Below are 4,462 nucleotides of genomic sequence, written 5' to 3' on the forward strand. Positions count from 1 at the left end.
CTTTACCATTAGAATAATCGCCACCGACTCTAAATTTCTCAGCAAAAGTGTATCCTGCCTTTAAGAACCAAAAGTTTGCTTTACCCTCAAGAGCAGTATAGTCAAGAGCAGATTTTATCTCACCTACATCTATGAATGAACCTTGATCCTCTAGGCTTACAAAACCTTTTTCTTTGTCATGAACTTTATATCCGATATAACCAGCAGCTACATCAGCGCCAAATACTTTTGTACCAAGCTCACCTGCATAGAAATCCGTATCTTTAAAGTTAACGCCAACATTATTGTCTATATCAGCGTGTGCATATTGAACTTGAGCACCGATATTTACATCATCGGTAACATTAAGACTAAAGTTTACGTCACCTATGATGAGGTTAACAGAATCAACCAAAGATGCATACCATAGTTGGAAGCTTACCGGATCATAAGAGCCGATAGCGGCTACCGCATATAGGTTGTTATTAAAGATACCAGGGGCATTAGTGTAAATAGCGCCATCGCTCTCGCCGTTATTTTCTAATGCATCAAAAGCAAATGCAGTTAGAGTCAAGCCTGTAATATCTCTATTTTCAACTCTGACGCCAGTACCTACGGCATCATCAGTAAAGAACGAACCTATAGTTTGTTTACCTGCAGTTATTGTAGTATTACCCACATTGTATCCTAGGTAAAATTCTTTTACGTTAAATGGACTTGTTGTATCTGTTCTATCGCTGCGTCCATCTGCATTAAAAGCTGAGCTATCATTAGAGTTGTATCTAAGCGTCAAAACACCAAAGAAATTATCATCTAAAGCAGCTTTAAAAGAGAATTCTGATTTAAATTGATGATGTGCAGTCGTATTGTCTTTTACGCCGTTAGCTTGCTTAACCGTAACGTTATTATATCTATATCTTGCATATCCAGAAAGATCTACATTTTTGATCGCCTCTTCAAGCGGCGTAGCACTCGCTACAGTTGAAAAAGCACCTAGTGCAACCAAAGCAGCCAATGAAATTTTAGCAATTTTCATTATTTTCTCCTCAAATAAGATTTAATATTTTAGAATCTTAACATAATGTAGCCTTCAACAAGCTTAAAAAATTTATATTTCTTTGGAATATTACCGAGCGTTTACTAAAATATACTATAGGGATTTAAAATTTAGAATATTTTTAACATGCCGAGTCAAATCGACTCGGCAAATTGGATTATTTTAAGTAGCTTCCTTGAGTAGGAGTAGTAGAGACGTCAGAGTTTTCCTGTTCGCTTCCCTTATATTGCAAAGCATCTTTGCCCTTTAAAAAAGCGATAATCGCTCCTAGGTCGCTATACTTTGTTTTGGCGGCAACCGTTTTCATAAGATTTCTCATATTTCCGCCGTAATCAGAATCATTCAAATAGCCGGAAAAAGCAGCCTCTATATCCTCTGCGCTTACTTTAGTTAACTTTTCCGATGTGCCGTAAGCTCTTTTATTCCCATCTTCGCCGTGACAAGAAGCGCAATTTTTAGCATACAGTTCGCGACCTTTTTCCACGCTATACCTTCTTTTGGTATCTACGCCGATATTTAAAAACTTACCGCCGCTATCAGCCTCGGGAGCTTTTTCATAAACATTTATACTTATATTTTCGTCTTTAGAATATTTTTCTACCAAACTTTTTAGCTCTTTTGCAAATTCACCCTTTGCCTCGAATATATAACTCGGCTCGTCTGCAGCATTTAAAGAAAAAGTCAAAAGACATGCTAAAAGCGAAAAATGCATAAATTTCATGAAAAACCTTTTTGATAAATTTAAAAATCCCAAGCAAGGGAAATTTGCTTGGGATTATAGCATAAAACTAGCTTTTTTGATTAGAAGCTGTATTTGGCTTCGAATCTTATGCGGTCGTGTTTATTTTTGTGATCTCCGTCTTTTTCTTTAGCCGCCGCGTAGAATGTAGAGAAATTAAGTTTTTTGCTGTAAGCATAGCTACCGCCGACGTTCCACTCGTCTCTATCAACTCTCTTATTGTATCTATAACTATAGCCCTTACCGTCTATATAGTTAGCATACAAGCCAAACTCGTTAAATTTATATGACGCTCCGATAAACCAATAGTCGTTTTTGCCTTTGATATTGTTATAGTATTGAGCGCTACCGTTCATTACAGAGTTAAGTAATTTGCCCGGATTGATTAATTTGCCGTTATCTTCAACAGTTACGAAAGATTTTTTATCGTCTTTGGCCTTATAGTAGATATAACCAGCATTTAAACCGACTCCGGCAAATCCTACGTCACCTTTAGCAGCAAAGAAATTTGCATCGCCGAAGTTATTATCGTCTGACTCATTATGAACATATTGTCCTTGCAAGCCTAGTTTTACTGCATCTAGGTCAAATTTCACAGCTGCATCGGCTGCAAATAAATTTGCGGTATCCTCAAGATATGCCCACCAAGCTTTAAAGTTTACAGGATCATAACTTCCCATTGCACCCACGCCATAGTAGTTAAGGCTTTTTGATCCTGCTAGGCCTGATAGTAGTCGACCGTCATAGTCAATACTATCGGTTTCAAGTGCGTCAAAAGCAACACCAACTAAAGTAAGACCTGATATATCAGTGTTTTGTACTCTTAAGCCAGTTCCCACCAAATCATCGTCAAAATATGTTTTAACAAATTGCTTGCCGGCTGTTATTGTAGTATTGTTTATATTGTAGCCAAGATAAAATTCTCTTACGCCAAATGAGCTTGTAGTATTGGTAGTATCGCCATTAAATCCGGAACCGTCGCTTGCGGCATATCTTAGACCCAATACGCCAAAGAAGTTATCGTCAAGAGCGGCTTTAAAAGTACCTACGAATCTGAAGTTATGATTTGCATTATTTTTGTTGAATGCGCCTGGCATACCATTCCAGCGGACTTTATTGTGAGTATATCTATATCTTGCAAATCCTGAAAAATCTACGTCTTTAATAGCTTCTTCAAGCGGAGTAGCATTTAAAGTAGAGAAAGCGCCTAGCGCAACCAAAGCAGCTAAAGAAATTTTAGCAAGTTTCATAAGTTCTCCTTTATAAAAGTTTTATAGGCATAATTTTAGCACAAAATCGGTCGTGGTAAGCTTAATGCAAAAATTTAACACAAATAATCATAAAATACGAATATATCAATCCGTTTCGAGGCTATTTTTGATACTTAATATTATTAAAATAAGAATACTATCAACAAAGCTTAAATTTGAAAGCTCAATTTCATGGTTTTTTTGAGATATAAAGATAAAAAAGGGGACACACATCCCCTTCTTAAAAGGAGTTCTAACTTTGATTGCTTGTGAGAATTATAAAACTTTTCGGTAAATCAACGGCTAATCAAAGCTGATATTTTCACTTTTCGGAACTTCGATTAGGATTTTTTTGTTGTTTTCTTGCTGTTGCGAGCTTTTTGCAGGACTTGGACTTTTAAATTTCGGCGTTTTCTTTACTTTATGCGTAACATGATGCGTTCCGCTTTTTATGAGTAGCATCTCGGTGACGAGACCGCCCGAAACGCTTGCATAGACGGTATCTCCACTAGAAAAGTAAAATTTATCCGCGCAGTACTTGCCGCTAGGCAGCTTGCCGTTTGATACGTCGATTGATTTTATATCGTAGCAGTATCTGCCGCCGTCATAGGTTACGTTTGATATTACGCCGCGCAATGAGCCCTTAACTGGTGCAGGTTTTTGAACGACTGGTTTTTGGACGACTTTTGGTGGCGGTTTTTGCTCAAAAAATACGCAGCCGCTAAAAACCAGCAAAAGGGCGGCTAAATTTAAAAACTTAAGCCTGAACACTAAGGACGTTCCCGCCGAGTTCGGCTATTCTTTTATCTACGGCTTGCGTCGCTTTTTCTATCGTTTTTTGCGAAATTTCAGGCAGTTTACCGCCCCAAATTTTCTCAGCCTCTTTAAAGCCCCTTAGCATGCCTTCTTTTCCGGCTTCGAGCTTTTGCAAGTCGTCTCCTGCGGCGCTAATGATAAAATTTGAAATCCTATCCGCAGTATTTGCGATACCGAAAAATCCATTCTCGCTCACTAGATCGCTGGCTTCGCTTTGGCTTAGTTGCGTTATAGGCTTGCCCTCGTAGCCGATAGATTTAAAATCTACGCCGGACAAGATATCGTTTAGAGAATTTATGCTTTTGTTTTGAGTGCCGAAAATGTCGTTAAATTTTGCAGAACCGTTAAAGGCCGAAACCTGAGATAAAAAATTTGAACTCGAATTTGAGTCCGCTCTAGCCTGAAAATGCGACAAATAGCTATTTGTTAGCTGCTTTACGTCGATATTTGCGTAGGCTTCTTGCATCCTTTTTATATTTTCGTTTTGATCTACGCTTGTCGTATTTTGGACGTTTTGCACGTCGTAGCGAGGTTGCGGGATGTATGGATTTTGGCTTAAACCGTTGATGTTTTGCATGTCTTATCCTTTAAATTTTATCCATATTATATATCGTCAAATTT

5 protein-coding genes are annotated in these 4,462 nt (G+C 38.0%); all 5 read right to left on the minus strand.

Annotated features, from left to right (window positions below):
• The coding region (locus tag Q0200_RS04035; protein ID WP_297938037.1) for a major outer membrane protein at positions 1-1,015 on the minus strand (1,015 nt) is incomplete at its 3' end.
• A 178-nt stretch (positions 1,016-1,193) separates the two neighbouring features.
• On the minus strand, positions 1,194-1,790 hold the full coding sequence (locus Q0200_RS04040; protein WP_297938039.1) for a cytochrome c: 597 nt from the start codon (positions 1,788-1,790) through the stop codon (positions 1,194-1,196).
• Between the two features lie 47 nt (positions 1,791-1,837).
• Complete coding sequence (locus Q0200_RS04045; protein ID WP_297938041.1) at positions 1,838-3,025, minus strand: major outer membrane protein; 1,188 nt, start codon at positions 3,023-3,025, stop codon at positions 1,838-1,840.
• Positions 3,026-3,328: 303 nt separating this feature from the next.
• Complete coding sequence (locus Q0200_RS04050) at positions 3,329-3,796, minus strand: hypothetical protein (RefSeq protein ID WP_297938043.1); 468 nt, start codon at positions 3,794-3,796, stop codon at positions 3,329-3,331.
• Positions 3,783-4,418 carry a hydrogenase-4 component G gene (locus tag Q0200_RS04055; protein WP_297938046.1) on the minus strand — a complete coding sequence of 212 codons (636 nt, stop codon included), beginning with the start codon at positions 4,416-4,418 and terminating at the stop codon, positions 3,783-3,785. Before Q0200_RS04055 ends, Q0200_RS04050 begins: the two co-directional genes overlap by 14 nt.
• Positions 4,419-4,462 lie beyond the last annotated feature (44 nt).

The organism is uncultured Campylobacter sp., from assembly GCF_938045225.1.
In the GTDB taxonomy this organism is placed as follows: Bacteria; Campylobacterota; Campylobacteria; order Campylobacterales; family Campylobacteraceae; genus Campylobacter_A.